Here is a 14,223-nt window from a genome sequence, read left to right as displayed (position 1 = left end):
CGTTTACGGAACGCCAGGTGCGGGGGCGGGCGCGGCGGGCACGGTAGGTTGCGGTGCGAGTAGCGGCGGCACACGCTCGGCCGCCGCCCTCGGAATCCTGCGCCCGGCTTCGATACCCTCGTTGAACAGGTTCTGGATCGGCGTGTTCAGGTAGGGCAGGACCATGGAGAGCGTCAGCATGCCGACGCCAAGCGTGATCGGGAAACCGATGCCGAAGATGTTCAGCTGGGGCGCGGCGCGCGTCAGGATGCCGAGCGCGACGTTCGTAATCAGCAGAGCGGCGATGATCGGCAGCGAAATCTGCAGGCCGGCCGAGAAGATCCGGCTGCCCAGGCGCGCCAGCTCCAGCGGCGCGGCTGAAGACAAGGGCGTGCTTGAAATCGGCAGGCTGATGAAACTTTCCGACAGCGCTGCCAGCAGCACCAGGTGGGCATTGACGGCAAGGAAGGCCATGGTCGCCACCATCGACAGGAACTGGCTGATCGCGGCCGACCGGCCCTGGGTGTTGGGGTCGAAGAAGGAAGCAAAGGAAAAGCCCATCGTCGAGCTGGCCAGTTCGCCGGCGTACTCGATGGCGGCAAACACCAGGCGCATGGCAAAACCCATCGCCAGCCCGACCAGCAGTTCCTGCACCAGGATCAGGATGCCCGCATACGACATCGGATCGATCGCGGGAATCGCGGGCACGGTGGGGGCGATGATCAGCGCCAGCAGGACGCCGAGGAGGACTTTCACCTGGTTCGGCACGCTGGCGTGGCCGAACAGCGGCGCCGACGCGAGCATGCCGAGGATGCGCGTGAGCGGCCACAGCAAGCCCGCGATCCAGGCATTGATCTCGATCGAGGTCAGCGTCAGCACAGGGGGAACAGCCTAGTTGACCATGCCCGGAATCCCGGTGAACACTTGCCGCATGTAGTCGAGCATGACGGACAGCATCCAGGGCCCGGCGATCACGAGGGCGACGAACACGCCGACCAGTTTCGGGATGAAGGAGAGGGTCGCCTCGTTGATCTGGGTGGCGGCCTGGAAGATGCTGACCACGAGGCCGATGATCAGCGCGATCAAGAGCAGCGGCGCCGACACCAGCAGCGTGATTTCCATGGCCTGGCGGCCCATCGTCATGACGGATTCGGGCGTCATCGGCTTCCCTAATTAAAACTCTGGGACAGCGAGCCCAGCAGCAGTTGCCAGCCGTCGACCAGCACGAACAGCATCATCTTGAACGGCAGCGAAATCACGGCCGGCGACATCATCATCATACCCATCGCCATCAGCACCGAGGCCACCACCATGTCGATGATCAGAAACGGTATGAAGATCGCGAAGCCGATCTGGAACGCCGTTTTGAGTTCGCTCGTGACAAAGGCCGGAATCAGGACGCGCAGCGGGATGTCTTCCGGACCCTGCAGGGCTGGGGTCCTCGAGATCTTGACGAACATGGCCAGATCCGACTGGCGCGTCTGCTTGATCATGAAATCCTTCAGCGGCTGGGCGCCGCGGCTCATGGCCTCGGTCATCTGGATCCGGTCTTCCTGCAAGGGAAGGTAGGCGTCGGTATAGATCTTGTCGAAGGTCGGGCCCATCACGAACAGGGTCAGGAACAGGGCCAGGCCCACCATCACCTGGTTCGGCGGCGCGGTCTGGGTGCCGAGCGCCTGGCGCAGCAGCGACAGGACGATGATGATGCGGGTAAAACTCGTCATCATCAGCAATGCGGCCGGCAGGAAGGTGAACGCCGTCATCAGGAGCAGCGTTTGCACCGGCAAGGTGTAGGTGGTGCCGCCGCCGGGGCTTGGCGCGGTGGTGAATGCCGGCACGCCGGGCGCCGCGAGCACGGCCAGCGGCAGCAGCACCAGGCCGGCCGCCAGCAGGAGTTTCTTATTTCGCATTACGTTTGTCGATCGTCTGTTTCAGCCAGTCGGAAAAATTCGATGCCGACGGCGTGTGACCGGCGAGGGCTGCGCTGGCTGCGGCATCGCCCTTCGGCATCGTGGCCAGCGCGTTCACGCGGCCCGGCGAAGCACCCACCACGATCCACTGGTCGCCCACTTCGATGACCATGATCCGTTCGCGCCCGCCGATGTTCAGGGCCCCGACCATGCGCAGGTTGGCCGTGCTGCCGGTCACCCGCGGGCCGTAGCGCTTGGCCGCCCAGGCCAGCGCCGCCAGCAGGGCCAGCACGAGTACAAGGGCGAAGATGGTCTGCAGCAGGGTGCCGGTCGAGGGACCGGGCGCCGCCGCATTCGGCGGCATGCCCGGGTTGGCCGGCGTACCGGGAATGGCGGCCGGCGCGGCGGGCATGCTTGCCACCTCGGGTGCCGGCGACGCGGGTGTGCCGGCCACGGTCGGCACTTCGCCGACGGTGGTGGCACGTTCGGGAACGGGGGTGTTCGCGGGGGCCGGCAAGCTGCCCGTCGTCGTGTTCTGTGGCGTAGTACGAACCGCAGCGGCAGGCGCCTGCACCGCTGCGCCGCTGTCCTGCCGGCCTGCCGTGCCGCCGTCCTGCTGGCGTGCGGGTGTCACGGCGTTCGCCTGAGTGGCAGGCTGCTGCACGGCCGCCGGCGCGGCTTGCGAAGCCGCGCCGCTGCTGGCCGGCTGCATCGCGCAGGCGGCCAGCGGCAACAGGAACATGGTGGCCAGCAGCGCGCGTGCGGACGAAGTGACGGGAGGGCAGGCGGGGGCGCGCATCGACATCATTTATTCAATTTTCTGATCCGTTCCGAAGGCGTGATGATATCAGTCAGGCGGATGCCGAACTTGTCGTTCACGACCACCACCTCGCCCTGGGCGATCAGGCAGCCGTTCACCAGCACGTCCATCGGTTCGCCGGCAAGCCCATCCAATTCGACCACCGAGCCCTGCGCCAGTTGCAGCAGGTTCTTGATCGCGATCTTGGTGCGCCCGAGTTCCACGGTGAGCTGCACCGGGATGTCGAGGATGAAGTCGATGTCGTTCGGGGTGTCCGGACGCACGTTCTTGGTGCCGAAGTCCTGGAACACGGCGGCGCTGGCGGTTCGCTGTTTTTGCAAGGCTGCGGCCTCTGCCGCTGCTTGTTCCGCGATCGCGGCGCCCCAGTCGTCGTCTAAAAATTGGTCGTCCTGATTGTCAGACATGGTGTTTCTCCTGAATTACTTGAAGCTGTCGCTGTTGGCCAGCAGTTTTTCGACCTTCAGCGCGTACTGGCCGTTGAAGACGCCGTATGAGCATTCCATTACCGGGACGCCGTCCACCGTCGCCTGGACCGATTCCGGGACCGTAATCGGAATCACGTCGCCGACTTTCATGTTGAGGATTTCATCGAAGTTCGCCCTGCCGTGGCCGAGTTCGGCCACGATTTCGACTTCGGCCACCTGGATCTGCTGCGTCATCAGGCGGATCCAGCGCTTGTCCACTTCCAGCGCCTCGCCCTGCAGGCTGGAGGTGAGTGCATCGCGGATCGGCTCGATCATCGAATACGGCATGCAGAAGTGGATCTGGCCCGATACCGGGCCCAGCTCGATCGTGAAGGTGGACGATACCACGACTTCATTTGGCGTCGCGATGTTCGCGAACTGGGTGTTCATCTCGGAGCGGATGTACTCGAATTCGATCGGATACACCGGTTCCCACGACTTGCCGTAGGCCTCGAAGACGATGTCGAGGATGCGCAGGATGATGCGCTGCTCGGTCTGGGTAAAGTCACGGCCCTCGACGCGGGTATGGAAGCGCCCGTCGCCGCCGAACAGGTTGTCCACCAACAGGAACACCAGGCCCGGATCGAAGACCATCAGCGCGGTGCCGCGCAGGGGTTTCATGTGGATCAGGTTCAGGTTGGTCGGGACCACCAGGTTGCGGATGAATTCGCTGTACTTCGAGACGCGCACCGAACCGACGGACACTTCGGCGCTGCGGCGCAGGAAGTTGAACAGGCCGATGCGCAGCAAGCGCGCGAAGCGCTCGTTGATGATCTCGAGCGTCGGCATGCGGCCGCGCACGATCCGCTCCTGGGTCGCCAGGTTGTAGGTGCGGACTCCCGAGGTGTCTTCAGGCGCGGAAACGTCGTCCTGATCGCCGTTGACCCCCTTGAGGAGGGCATCGACTTCTTCCTGTGAGAGGAAATTATCGGCCATGTTGTTTCTTTACTGGATGCTTACTGGATAATGAACGAGGTGAACAATACGTCCGAGATGTCTTGTTCGTCGCCGTCCTCGTCGAACGGCACCTGGACCGCGGCCTTGATTTCGCCCGCGAGCTGCTGCTTGCCTGCCACCGTATTGATTTCCGATGCCTTCTTGCCCGACAACAGGAGCAGGACGCGGCTGCGCACCTTGGCCATGTTGTCCTTGACGAGCGTGACCTGTTCGGGGCCGTCGACCTGCAGTGTAAACTGCACTTGCAGGTATTGGTCGCCATTCTCGGGCTGCAGGTTGACGGTGAAGGATTCGACCGGCACATATTCGGCCTTGACGGCCTCCTTGTCCTTCTTTTTCTTCTTCTTCGGCGTGTCTTCGGCATGCGCCGCCTCGGCATTGGCGCCGCCTTGCAGGAAGAACCAGCCGGCGCCGGCGCCACCGCCGAGCACAAGCACGCCCACGATCGCCATGATCATGAGCTTTTTCTTCGAGCCTGAGGCCGGTGCTGCCTCGGCCTTCGGGTCAGCCTTCATTTTCGGATTCGCTTTCAAGTTGCCTCTGGTGCTGATAGGGGTTGCGTGATGATGTCATTATCGAGAAAAAGTGCGCGGCGGCAAGCTTCGAAAAGAGAGGGGAAGGCAGGTCAGATTGGGGCTTGTGTTCTTTATGCGAAGGTATCGACCGCTCCGGCGCCGCCGAGGATGCTCGTGCGCTGGCGTGGCGTGACTTCGGCCACATCGCTGTCGCCACCGTTACCGCCCTTGCCCCGGCCCGAACGGCCTGAACCTTGTCCATCCTGCCCCTGGCGGCCTTCGGTGCCGGCGTTCACCGTCGCATTGCCGAGCGCGATGCCGCTTTCGTTCATCATTTCACGCAGGCGCGGCAGGGCGTTTTCCAGGGCCTGGCGAACTTCCAGCTGCTGCGACGTGAAGGTCACGCTGGCCATGTCGTTCGACACGTTGAGCACCACCTGCACGGGACCCAGGTCCGGCGGGTTCAGCTCCAGCGTGGCGCTCTGGTCCGCGCCGCCGACCATCCAGATCACTTTCTGGCCGACCTGGTTGTCCCAGGCCGGGGTGCCGACGCGCGCGCTCAGGCGGTCAGGCGGTGCGCTGCCGGCCGCTTGCGCGTTCTGCAGGGCGGTGGCCTGGGCGTTCAGGCTGGTCAATGCTTCGGTGCCGGGCGCCGTTTCCTTCATGCTGGCCGCCTGGGCAGCACTGTCGCGCAATGCGGCCGCGAAGTCGGCGCTATCGAGCGGCAGTTTGCCGGCGTCGCCAGCCTTGCCCGTCTCGAGCGCACGCAAGTCGATGCCGGGTGCCGCCTTGTCCTGCAAGGCATCGGTCGCCGCGCCGCGGACGGCGTCGGCGTCGAGTTTTACGAGCAGCTCGGTGCCGTCTGTTACCTTGCCCTGGGCACTGCCCGGCAAGGCATCTTCCTGGGCGGCTGCCTGCGCAGGGACCGCTACAGCCTGCTGCGCCTGGTTGAAGCTGGCGAGCAGCGCCAGCATGTCGACCACCGCGTCCGCCACTTTCGCATCGGCCGACGTCGTTTCCTCGCTCTTTTCGCCCGTGGTGGCGACCGTCTTGTCCGCGCCGCCCGCAGCCTGCCGGGCCTCGGCTTCCCGCGTCGCGGGGGGGTGTTCAGTTTCTTTGGCAGCCTGCCTGACTATCTCGCGCGACGCCGCTTTCGCTTCGTTCGCGGGGGGCTTGGGTGCCGGCTGCGGTTTTGGACCGGCGACGGCCTGCTGTGGCATGTTCGGTTGCGGCTGCGGCCGCGGTTGCGGCTGCGGCTGGACCAGCGCCTGGCGCCCCTCCATCTGGCGTTGCTCGGTCTGGCGCTGTTCGATCTGACGCGTCAGCGCCGCACCGAAGTTCACGCCGTCGAGCGTGCCCGGGGTGCTGGCGCGCGGGTTCGGCGTCGGGGAGGGGGCGTTCAGCTGGACTGGAAGGGAATTGGTTTGCATCGTCATAGTGGCTTTAGCGGTTGGCGCGGACGGTACGTGCCGCGTGGTCGTCCATCATTTTCTGGTCGCGCTTGTTTTCGATCTTCAAGGCTTCGGCGGCCGCGCGGTCGTTCAGGGTGCGGTAGGACAGGCGCTTGCGTTCGCTTTCCTGCCAGGTGGCCTTTTCCAGGTCACTCTTGTATTTCGCGTGTTTGAGTACTTCTTGCTGACCATTGATCGCGTTGTCGAGCTTGCCGACGAAGGCGACGAAATTGGCGTAGGCGAAGGGCGTGATGCCGGCCACCTGCGCCTGGTCGAGCCGGTTCGCGTAGTCGTCGCGGTAGCCCAGCAGCATCTGCAGTTTCTGCTCCGCTTCTTCGACCGCCTTCAGGGCCGCGCCGAGGCGCTTGGCGGCGTCGTCGGAATCGCGTTGGGCCAGTTCGATCAGGGTTTCAAGAGCGGAGGGATTTGCCATGGTGAACTAAAGTATACCGCTGGCAATACATAACCGATCAGCCGAACAGAGACGTCAATTGCCCCAAGCTCTGGCCCATATTCGTGTTTTCGTGGATTTCCTGGCACAGGAATTCTTCGATCTGCGTGTTCAGGGCGATCGCCTGGTCGAGCACTGGGTCGCTGCCGGGGGCATATGCGCCGACGCTGATCAGGTCGCGCGAGCGCTGGTAACGCGAATACAGTTGTTTCAGCTTGCGCGCGGCCAGCTGGTGCTCGTGCGAGGTGATGCCGTGCATGGCGCGGCTGATCGATTGTTCGATGTCGATCGCCGGGTAGTGGCCGGATTCGGCCAGGTGACGGTTCAGGACGATGTGGCCGTCGAGAATACCGCGCGCCGCGTCGGCGATCGGATCCTGCTGGTCGTCGCCCTCGGACAGCACGGTGTAGAAGGCCGTGATCGAACCACCGCCCTCCAGCCCGTTGCCGGCGCGTTCGACCAGCACCGGAAGTTTTGCGAACACCGAAGGCGGATAGCCTTTGGTGGCCGGCGGCTCGCCGATGGCGAGGGCGATCTCGCGCTGGGCCATCGCATAGCGGGTCAGCGAATCCATGATCAACAATACGCTCTTGCCCTGGTCGCGGAAGTGCTCGGCGATCGCCGTGGCATAGGCCGCGCCTTGCAGGCGCATCAGCGGTGGACTGTCGGCCGGCGCCGCCACCACGGCCGAGCGCGCCATGCCTTCCGGTCCCAGGATCTGCTCGATGAATTCCTTGACTTCGCGTCCGCGCTCCCCGATCAGGCCGACGACGATCACGTCCGCCGTCGTGTAGCGCGCGATCATCCCGAGCAAGACCGACTTGCCGACGCCGGTGCCGGCGAACAGGCCCAGGCGCTGGCCGCGGCCGACGGTGAGCATCGCATTGATGGCGCGTACGCCGACGTCGAGCGTATCCTTGATCGGGGCGCGGTCGAGCGGATTGACGGGACGGGCATTGATCGGCGCGACTTCATCGGTACCGAGCGGGCCCTTGCCGTCGAGCGGACGGCCAGCGCCGTCGACCACGCGGCCCAGCAGCGCCATGCCGACCGGCAGGTGGCGCGCGCGGTCGCTCGGGCGGCGGCGCGGATGCGTCACCGAACCGGGGCGCGGAATGGAGGGTTCGACCGGATGCACGCGCGAACCCGGCACCACGCCTTCAACGTCGGACTGTGGCATCAGGAACAGGCGCTCGCCCTCGAAACCGACGACTTCCGCCTCGATCCTGGCGCCGTTCGGCAGCGGGATGGTGCAGGCGCTGCCGACTGCCAGGCGCAGGCCGACGCATTCCATCACCAGGCCCGCCACGCGCGTGACGCGCCCCGACACCTGCATCGGCTCCACAAAACCGAGCAGCGAATCGCAGTCGGCCAGATAGGATTTCCAGCGCGCCGTGTGGCGGTCGGGCGTGGTGTTGGAAGGGGTGTCCACTAAGCGAGCCACTCGACGTTCTTGCCCAGCGCATGGGACAGGCGTGCCCAGCGCGCGCCGGCCTGGGCGTCGATCTGGTTGCTGGCGGTATCGACCTTGCAGCCGCCACGGCCGATCTGCGGGTCGGCCACGACGCGCCAGCCACCCTTGTCGAGTTCGTCGGACAGGGCGGTGCGCACGATCTCGATGTCCTCGGGATTCAATGCCAGGATCGCCGGCTGCTGCAGCACCGGCAGATAATCGATGGCTTCGCGCACGATCGGGATGATCAGTTCCGGACGCACCGTCAAGGTGGTGCGCACCATCGAGCGCGCCAGGTGCAGGGCGAGCTCGAGCACGTCGGAGGCAATCGTTTCGTCGGCGGCGGTCACGGCGCCGCTGAAGGTGGAGGCGATTGCGCGCAGGGTTTCCATCTCGACGGACACTTCCTGGCGCCCGGCTTCAAGCGCCTCGGCATGGCCCGCGGCGCGGCCTTCTTCCAGGCCCTCGGCATAGCCCTCGGCACGCGCATCTTCGCGCAGCGCTTCGAGTTCGGCCGCGGTCGGGAACTGTATCGCCGGCGCGGCGGGCGTGGCAGGGGTGTAGGCAGCAGCGGCCGCTGACGCCGCGATCGTGGCCGCGCGCTCTTGCTCCTGGATACGCGCCGCAAGCGAACTGGGGCGCTCGTCGCCGAAGGAGGTCATTTCCCAGCGCTTGAAGGCGCCCTGTGTGTCTTTGCTCATCTTTTACCGTCGAATTGTCGAATCAGACGAACGAATCGTCGCCCTTGCCACCCAGCACGATCTGCCCTTCGTCCGACAGGCGGCGCACGATTTGCAGAATCTGCTTCTGCTGCGCTTCCACTTCGGACAAGCGCACCGGACCCTTCGATTCAAGGTCTTCGCGCATCATTTCGCTGGCGCGCTGGCTCATGTTGCGGAAGATCTTGTCGCGCAGGTCTTGCGAGGCGCCTTTCAAAGCAATGATCAGCATATCCGACTGCACTTCGCGCAGCAGCAACTGGATGCCGCGGTCGTCGATGTCGATGATGTTGTCGAACACGAACATCTCGTCCATGATCTTCTGCGCCATGTCGTTGTCGTAGTTCTTGATGTTCTCCATCACCGAGCCTTCCTGTTCGCCGGTCATGAAGTTCAGGATCTCGGCCGCGGTGCGCACGCCGCCGAGCGACGATTTCTTGATGTGTTCGTTACCCGACAACAGTTTCGTCAACACGTCGTTCAGTTCGCGTAAAGCAGCAGGCTGCACGCCGTCGAGCGTGGCGATCCGCAGCACGACGTCGTTGCGCAGGCGGTCCGTGAAATGGCTCAGGATCTCGCAGGCCTGGTCGCGCTCGAGGTGCACGAGAATGGTCGCGATGATCTGCGGGTGCTCGTTGCGGATCAGTTCGGACACCGACTGCGAATCCATCCACTTCAGGCTTTCGATGCCCGAGGCATCCTTGCCGCCCAGGATGCGGTTCAGCAGCACGGCGGCCTTGTCGTCGCCAAGCGCCTTGGTCAGCACTTCGCGGATGTATTCGTCCGAATCGAGGCCGACGGTCGAGTGGGCATCGGCTTCGTCGCGGAAGGCCTCGAGCACGCTGACCACCTGCTCGTGCTGCACCGACTTCATGGCGGCCATGGCCCCACCCAGTTTCAGCACCTCGCGCGGGCCGAGGAATTTCATGACCTCGGACGCTTCCACCTCGCCCATGGCGAGCATTAAAATTGCGGCCTTGGTGATGCCGTCCTTGTCCTTGTCGCTCATTCCGAACCCACCCATGCCTTGATTACGTTTGCCACGATGCGCGGATCTTTCATCGCCATCTCTTTTGCCATCGCCAGGTTGGCGCGGTAACTGCGCTCCCGCGGTGCTTCTTCTTCCTCGAGCGGCATGCCGTCCGGTCCCAGCTGCGGCACCGGCTTGCCGTTGATGTCGACGATCGCGTCTTCGTCCTCGCCGTCTTCCTTCTTTTCCTCTTCCGGTACCGCGGTCGCTTCGTCGAACTTGCGCACTACGGGGCGCAGCAGCGGGCGCAGGATGCGGAAATACAGGAAGGCGAGGATGGCGGCGATCAACAGGTATTTGCCGATTTCCATGGCCAGCGGCAGGTTCGATGGATCCTTGTACCAGTCCGGGCCGTTCTCGTCCGGGCGGTCGACCCCGTCGAAGGGCGCATTCGCCACGTTCATGGTGTCGCCCCGCGCCTGCGAGTAACCCATCGCCTGCTTCACCAGCTCGTTGATCTGGGCCACTTCGGCCGCCGCCAGCGGTTTCACGGTGACCTTGCCGGTAGCCGGATCGACCGAGCGGCGGTAGTTCACCACCACGCCCACGGTCAGGCGCTTGATGCCGCCCATCGGACGCTGCTCGTAGCGGATCGTCTTGTCGAGTTCATAATTGGTCGTTGCGTTCTTGCTGCCCGGGCCGGTCGTGACCGGCGGGACGGCACCGGGTGCACCACCACCATCCAGGGGGGCGGTGGCCACGCCCGGCGGCTGGTTCGACAGCGCGCCCGGAATGCCGTTCGCCGGGCCGCTGCTCGCGCCGGTCTGCTCCGAGGTCTGCTGGCTGCGGATCGCCTGCGGCTCCGGCGGCGAATTCGGCTTGTACATCTCGGCGGCGGTGTCGACCTGGGCGAAATCGATGTCGGCGGTCGCTTCGGCGCGCACATTGCCCTTTCCGACAATCGGGGTGATGAGCGACTCGACCTGCTTGATGATGTTCTGCTGGACCAGTTCGACGTATTTCAACTGCGTCGCATCGAGCTGCTTGCCGAGCGCGTTCGCCTTCGGCTGCTCGGACAGCAGGTTGCCGTTCTGGTCGACGACGGTGACGTTGCCGGTGGTAAGTTCCGGAATGCTCGACGCCACCAGGTGCACGATGGCGCTGACTTGGCCCGGATCGAGCGCGCGGCCCGATTGCAGGTTCAGCAAGACCGACGCGGTCGGCTTTTGCTGGTCGCGCACGAACACGGACGGTTTCGGCAGCGCCAGGTGGACGCGCGCGCCGGCCACCGAGCCGAGCGACTGGATCGAACGGGCCAGCTCGCCTTCGAGCGAGCGCTGGTAATTGACTTGCTCGAGGAACTGCGAGACGCCCAGCTTCTGGTTTTCCATCAGCTCGAAGCCGACGTTGCCGCCTTTCGGCAAGCCCTGCGACGCGAGCTTCAGGCGCAGGTCCGGGACCTGCTCAGCCGGCACCAGGATGGCGGTGCCGCCTTCGGAGAATTTATACGGTACGCCCATCTGGTCAAGCGAGGCGGTGATCGCGCCGCCATCCTTGTCGCTGTAGTTGGCGTACAGCACCCGGTAATCCGGCGCCTGGCTCCACATCCAGATGGCGACCACCACCGCCAGCACGGCCGCCACGCCACCACCGATGAGCACGTTGCGGCCCATCGCGGTTTTCAGGAACGGTTGTGGAGCGGCAGGAGTGTCGATCAGGTCGTCGGCGGTTGCGGCCATGTTGTTGTCCAGGGGAAAAAGGAGATCAGGGTCGAATTATGAAGCCTTGTGGCAACATTCAAACGCGGGAATAGGGGCCGCTTTCCCCTCCTGCTCGACCCAGCAGCTTGCGCGGCGGCTGGTAACCTGCAAGCCTGACATCGCTCCCGTACACCTCGTGCCGGGGCAAGCACGGGATACAACAGGAGAACCCATGAACGTAGGCGGAATCGACAGCAACCGGATCGAGGCGATGATGGCCCAGCTCAAGGCTGCGGCCACGAAGCCGGCCGCCCCTTCGCTGGCCCCCGGTGCGTTGGGTGGCGTCGGCGGCGCGGGCGCCGTCAACGAAGGACCGTCGAAGGTCAGCTTCTCCGACACCCTCAAGAATTCGCTCCAGCAGGTCAGCAATTCACAAAAGCACGCCGAAAAGCTGGGCGAGCGTTTCGCCATGGGCGACAACAGCGTCAGCCTGTCGGACACGATGATCGCGATGCAAAAGTCGAGCATTGCCTTCCAGGCGACTGTGCAGGTGCGCAACAAGCTGGTGTCGGCGTATCAGGAGATGATGAATATGCAGGTGTGATCCGGACTGTCCGGATCATGCGAAACGGGCCGCTTCCTCGACAGGAACGCGGCCCGTTTTCATTGTTGGCTACACAGCGGCTAACTTAATCCCGCCAGGCGCGCATTGCGCTCACGTTCGAGCTTGGTGATATACCGCTGCACCGCCGCCATGTTCCCGCGCGAAATGTCGACGAACATGCAGCCGATCCGACGGGTGGGCTTGTTGTTGAGCATCGTCAGGTCCAGCGCATTGCGCACCTGGAGCGAGGTCGTGACCGGGCCGATCTCGGGCAGGTCGATGCGGCAATGGGACAAGGTCTGCCCGACCGTCGAGTTCAGCTGCAGCTTGTTGTCGAGCAGGGAGATGCCGCCGCAACTGATGTCGGCCAGCGGGAAGCTGGCCTTGCCACCGCCCAGGTCGAGCGGCAGCGCAATCAACACCGGCACCGGAGTCGTCAAGGGCGTCGGCATGCGGTAGGACTCGCGCCGCTGCAGGCGGATCAGCGAGGCCGGGAGCGCGGCCGCCAGCGCGCCTGAACCCTTGAACTCGACGTCCTGGAAGCCGCCGACGCTGAACAGGATGCGGATCTTGTCGAGATAGGTTTCGCACAGCACGCTGTTTGCCGCCACGATGCGCTCGTTCTGCTCGCGGTTGATCGAACGGTCGAGGATGAATATACCCTCGTCGGCGTCGACGTCGAGGATCGAGGTGACGCAGACATCGGCCTCGCCCTTGATCTTCATCCGGATCAGCTGCTTCTTCTCGCCGATCTGGCGCAGCAGCGCCACGATCTCGCGGGGCGACTGTACCTCGTAGTCGTGCCAGTTTTCCAGTTCTGCGTCATGCATTGTTTGCATCTTGTTCCGCCGATAGTACAGGTGAGTCGATCAGGAGAGCGCTGTCGGGCGGCGCCGGGAGCGGCCGGCCGAGTTGTTGCGCTGATTCAATATGATATAGCCATGCTAACAGTTCCGCAATTGCGCGGTACAAGGCAGGCGGAATCTGTCCGTCGAGGTCGATGTCCATCAGCAGCGACACCAGCTCTTTCGACTCGTGGACGAACACGCCGGCCTCCTTCGCGCGCTCGATGATCTGGTCGGCGACCAGGCCGCGGCCCTTGGCGACGACAGTCGGTGCACCCGACCCCTCGGCATAGGCCAGGGCCACCGCGCGCTGCTGGCGCCCGGGAGAACCGTCGTTCACGCGCCCTCCCGGTCGCCGATGCGCAAGGCGGCGAGATCGTTCCCGGCCGCGCCGAGCGCTTCCTGCAGGCGCGGGGCATCAAAGCGCAGCAGGGCGGCAGCGCCTGGTGCGGCCAGCAGTTCGATATGCAGGCGCGTGCCGCGCAGGCTGACGCTCGCTTCCACTTCGCCGAGCAGGGCAAAGCGCATGCGCAGGCCGCTGTGCCAGACGGCGCCGTCGGCGTCACGCCCGGGTCCGGATGCATCGTCTTCCTCGCGCGTGATTTCCCAGCGCATCGGCTGGTCTGGACCGAGCCGGCCCTGCCAGACCAGCTGGCCCGACTCCTGGGTCGCCAGCTGCTGGCTGATCAGCTGGGCGGTGGCAGGATCGGTCGGCGGCGTGCCGGGGCTTTTTTGCGCCTGCGGTTCGGCCATCAGCTCCCCCAGGGGACGCTTGCCTTCGGCCCATTGGGCCAGGTGCGATTCGTAGAACAGGCCGCTTTTCGCGACGGCCTGCTGCAGTTGATGCGCCAGCTGCGCCGCATCTGGCGCGCCTCCCGGCGCGAGCGGGGCGGTCGGATTCAGGGTGCCAAGGGGCGGCGCGCCGGCGGCGCTCTGCAGCACCTGGCTCAGCAGGCGCGCGGCCGGGCTGAGGTCGGCGGTTTGCGACTGGCCGTTCGAGTGCAGCAGGGGCGAACTGGCGGCGGCGACGCTGGCAGCGAGCGAAGCGGCGGTCGCCGAGAGCGGGATGGGGGTGCCGTGCAGGGTCGCGTCGCCCAGGCCGAAGGTCGGCTGCGGCGACGCCGCGAGGACGGTCAGGGTCAGCTGCGTACCGGGCTGCGTGCCGGGCGGGAGCGCCATGCGCACCGGCATATCGGCCACGCGCACCATGAAGCTGCCGTCTTTCATGAGCGCCAGCACCGAGACCGGTACCTGGCTGCCGAGCATGCTGGCGAGCGTGCGCTGGAATGCCTCGGTGCGGGCGTCCGCCGTGCGTTCGACCGGTGCCGCAGGCCGGACCGGCAGCGGGGCGCTGACGCCGGGACTGGGGATGCGCTCGACCATGG

General features: G+C 65.0%; 17 protein-coding genes. 1 reads left to right on the top strand and 16 read right to left on the bottom strand.

From position 1 onward, the window contains the following. Positions 1-3: 3 nt before the first annotated feature. The 13 genes from fliR to fliF all read right to left on the bottom strand — a co-directional run bounded on the left by fliR (position 4) and on the right by fliF (position 11,428). Entirely contained in the window at positions 4-858 is an 855-nt protein-coding gene (fliR, locus tag ACHAC9_RS10425; protein WP_435759816.1) for a flagellar biosynthetic protein FliR, read from the bottom strand. Positions 859-870: 12 nt separating this feature from the next. After that, a complete protein-coding gene (fliQ, locus tag ACHAC9_RS10420) occupies positions 871-1,140 on the bottom strand; it encodes a flagellar biosynthesis protein FliQ (protein ID WP_435759814.1) in 270 nt (89 codons plus the stop codon). Positions 1,141-1,148: 8 nt separating this feature from the next. After that, positions 1,149-1,889: a flagellar type III secretion system pore protein FliP gene (fliP, locus tag ACHAC9_RS10415; protein WP_435759812.1), complete on the bottom strand. Its 741-nt coding sequence runs from the start codon at positions 1,887-1,889 to the stop codon at positions 1,149-1,151. Further along, a complete protein-coding gene (gene fliO / locus ACHAC9_RS10410; RefSeq protein ID WP_435759810.1) occupies positions 1,879-2,697 on the bottom strand; it encodes a flagellar biosynthetic protein FliO in 819 nt (272 codons plus the stop codon). Before fliO ends, fliP begins: the two co-directional genes overlap by 11 nt. Continuing rightward, entirely contained in the window at positions 2,694-3,113 is a 420-nt protein-coding gene (fliN, locus tag ACHAC9_RS10405; RefSeq protein ID WP_435759808.1) for a flagellar motor switch protein FliN, read from the bottom strand. The genes fliO and fliN overlap by 4 nt, the downstream gene beginning before the upstream one ends. A gap of 15 nt (positions 3,114-3,128) precedes the next feature. Beyond that, entirely contained in the window at positions 3,129-4,109 is a 981-nt protein-coding gene (fliM, locus tag ACHAC9_RS10400) for a flagellar motor switch protein FliM (RefSeq protein ID WP_435759806.1), read from the bottom strand. 20 nt (positions 4,110-4,129) lie between these two features. Beyond that, the gene (gene fliL, locus ACHAC9_RS10395; RefSeq protein ID WP_435760060.1) at positions 4,130-4,645 is read right to left on the bottom strand and encodes a flagellar basal body-associated protein FliL; all 516 of its coding nucleotides are present in this window, start codon (positions 4,643-4,645) and stop codon (positions 4,130-4,132) included. A 131-nt stretch (positions 4,646-4,776) separates the two neighbouring features. Continuing rightward, on the bottom strand, positions 4,777-6,081 hold the full coding sequence (locus ACHAC9_RS10390; protein ID WP_435759804.1) for a flagellar hook-length control protein FliK: 1,305 nt from the start codon (positions 6,079-6,081) through the stop codon (positions 4,777-4,779). A 7-nt stretch (positions 6,082-6,088) separates the two neighbouring features. Then, a complete protein-coding gene (gene fliJ / locus ACHAC9_RS10385) occupies positions 6,089-6,529 on the bottom strand; it encodes a flagellar export protein FliJ (protein WP_435759802.1) in 441 nt (146 codons plus the stop codon). Between the two features lie 37 nt (positions 6,530-6,566). Continuing rightward, the gene (gene fliI / locus ACHAC9_RS10380; RefSeq protein WP_435760059.1) at positions 6,567-7,883 is read right to left on the bottom strand and encodes a flagellar protein export ATPase FliI; all 1,317 of its coding nucleotides are present in this window, start codon (positions 7,881-7,883) and stop codon (positions 6,567-6,569) included. Between the two features lie 95 nt (positions 7,884-7,978). Then, positions 7,979-8,701 (bottom strand): flagellar assembly protein FliH, encoded by a 723-nt coding sequence (locus tag ACHAC9_RS10375; protein WP_435759800.1) that lies wholly within the window; start codon positions 8,699-8,701, stop codon positions 7,979-7,981. Between the two features lie 22 nt (positions 8,702-8,723). Beyond that, complete coding sequence (fliG, locus tag ACHAC9_RS10370; protein ID WP_435759798.1) at positions 8,724-9,728, bottom strand: flagellar motor switch protein FliG; 1,005 nt, start codon at positions 9,726-9,728, stop codon at positions 8,724-8,726. Next, positions 9,725-11,428 carry a flagellar basal-body MS-ring/collar protein FliF gene (gene fliF / locus ACHAC9_RS10365; protein ID WP_435759796.1) on the bottom strand — a complete coding sequence of 568 codons (1,704 nt, stop codon included), beginning with the start codon at positions 11,426-11,428 and terminating at the stop codon, positions 9,725-9,727. Before fliF ends, fliG begins: the two co-directional genes overlap by 4 nt. Positions 11,429-11,621: 193 nt before the next feature. Here fliF and fliE point away from each other — a divergent pair, with 193 nt between their 5' ends. Beyond that, entirely contained in the window at positions 11,622-11,993 is a 372-nt protein-coding gene (gene fliE, locus ACHAC9_RS10360; RefSeq protein WP_435759794.1) for a flagellar hook-basal body complex protein FliE, read from the top strand. A gap of 80 nt (positions 11,994-12,073) precedes the next feature. On the opposite strand, the gene ACHAC9_RS10355 is transcribed toward fliE, so the two are convergent. The 3 genes from ACHAC9_RS10355 to ACHAC9_RS10345 are packed head-to-tail and all read right to left on the bottom strand — an operon-like array spanning position 12,074 to position 14,221. After that, complete coding sequence (locus ACHAC9_RS10355) at positions 12,074-12,823, bottom strand: flagellar brake protein (RefSeq protein WP_435759792.1); 750 nt, start codon at positions 12,821-12,823, stop codon at positions 12,074-12,076. Continuing rightward, complete coding sequence (locus ACHAC9_RS10350) at positions 12,816-13,178, bottom strand: EscU/YscU/HrcU family type III secretion system export apparatus switch protein (RefSeq protein WP_435759790.1); 363 nt, start codon at positions 13,176-13,178, stop codon at positions 12,816-12,818. The genes ACHAC9_RS10355 and ACHAC9_RS10350 overlap by 8 nt, the downstream gene beginning before the upstream one ends. Continuing rightward, on the bottom strand, positions 13,175-14,221 hold the full coding sequence (locus ACHAC9_RS10345; protein ID WP_435759788.1) for a flagellar hook-length control protein FliK: 1,047 nt from the start codon (positions 14,219-14,221) through the stop codon (positions 13,175-13,177). The genes ACHAC9_RS10350 and ACHAC9_RS10345 overlap by 4 nt, the downstream gene beginning before the upstream one ends. Positions 14,222-14,223: the final 2 nt, after the last annotated feature.

This window comes from Massilia sp. CMS3.1, assembly GCF_051262535.1.
Taxonomy (GTDB): Bacteria; Pseudomonadota; Gammaproteobacteria; order Burkholderiales; family Burkholderiaceae_D; genus Telluria.
The sequence above is the reverse complement of the archived record's forward strand: the minus strand, read 5'-3'. Positions and strand labels throughout refer to the sequence as shown.

Excerpts from the sequence above, each read along its gene's own strand:
- fliJ (WP_435759802.1), bottom strand. The coding sequence starts at position 6,529 with ATGGCAAATCCCTCCGCTCTTGAAACCCTGATCGAACTGGCCCAACGC.
- fliP (WP_435759812.1), bottom strand. The coding sequence starts at position 1,889 with ATGCGAAATAAGAAACTCCTGCTGGCGGCCGGCCTGGTGCTGCTGCCG.
- fliO (WP_435759810.1), bottom strand. The coding sequence starts at position 2,697 with ATGATGTCGATGCGCGCCCCCGCCTGCCCTCCCGTCACTTCGTCCGCA.
- fliG (WP_435759798.1), bottom strand. The coding sequence starts at position 9,728 with ATGAGCGACAAGGACAAGGACGGCATCACCAAGGCCGCAATTTTAATG.
- fliL (WP_435760060.1), bottom strand. The coding sequence starts at position 4,645 with ATGAAGGCTGACCCGAAGGCCGAGGCAGCACCGGCCTCAGGCTCGAAG.
- fliQ (WP_435759814.1), bottom strand. The coding sequence starts at position 1,140 with ATGACGCCCGAATCCGTCATGACGATGGGCCGCCAGGCCATGGAAATC.
- ACHAC9_RS10345 (WP_435759788.1), bottom strand. The coding sequence starts at position 14,221 with ATGGTCGAGCGCATCCCCAGTCCCGGCGTCAGCGCCCCGCTGCCGGTC.
- fliM (WP_435759806.1), bottom strand. The coding sequence starts at position 4,109 with ATGGCCGATAATTTCCTCTCACAGGAAGAAGTCGATGCCCTCCTCAAG.
- fliE (WP_435759794.1), top strand. The coding sequence starts at position 11,622 with ATGAACGTAGGCGGAATCGACAGCAACCGGATCGAGGCGATGATGGCC.
- fliN (WP_435759808.1), bottom strand. The coding sequence starts at position 3,113 with ATGTCTGACAATCAGGACGACCAATTTTTAGACGACGACTGGGGCGCC.
- ACHAC9_RS10355 (WP_435759792.1), bottom strand. The coding sequence starts at position 12,823 with ATGCATGACGCAGAACTGGAAAACTGGCACGACTACGAGGTACAGTCG.
- fliI (WP_435760059.1), bottom strand. The coding sequence starts at position 7,883 with ATGCAGGTGTCGGGGCGCGTCACGCGCGTGGCGGGCCTGGTGATGGAA.
- ACHAC9_RS10390 (WP_435759804.1), bottom strand. The coding sequence starts at position 6,081 with ATGACGATGCAAACCAATTCCCTTCCAGTCCAGCTGAACGCCCCCTCC.
- fliF (WP_435759796.1), bottom strand. The coding sequence starts at position 11,428 with ATGGCCGCAACCGCCGACGACCTGATCGACACTCCTGCCGCTCCACAA.
- ACHAC9_RS10375 (WP_435759800.1), bottom strand. The coding sequence starts at position 8,701 with ATGAGCAAAGACACACAGGGCGCCTTCAAGCGCTGGGAAATGACCTCC.